Here is a 222-nt window from a genome sequence, read left to right as displayed (position 1 = left end):
TGGAACCACCTGACTCCATGCCGAACTCAGTAGTGAAACGCAGCCGCGCCGATGATAGTGTGGCAGATGCCATGTGAAAGTAGGTCACTGCCAGGCACCCAATTCAAAAAGCCCTTCACTGATGTGAAGGGCTTTTTTACGTCTGCAGGAATGTGAAGAAGATAAACCGTAGAGGCCCCTGCCAATATCGGCGCCGTTTTTTAGGCGTTGTATCTTCTTTAA

Annotated in this window: 1 rRNA gene; it reads left to right on the top strand. The window is 49.5% G+C overall.

Annotated elements, in window-relative coordinates:
- Nucleotides 1-96: ribosomal RNA gene (gene rrf / locus J3U76_RS13240) — 5S ribosomal RNA — on the top strand; the annotation flags it as partial.
- Nucleotides 97-222: the final 126 nt, after the last annotated feature.

The organism is Oceanisphaera pacifica, assembly GCF_017498065.1.
In the GTDB taxonomy this organism is placed as follows: Bacteria; Pseudomonadota; Gammaproteobacteria; order Enterobacterales; family Aeromonadaceae; genus Oceanimonas; species Oceanimonas pacifica.
Note: the sequence above shows the minus strand (reverse complement) of the source record. Positions and strands in the feature narration are given on the sequence as shown.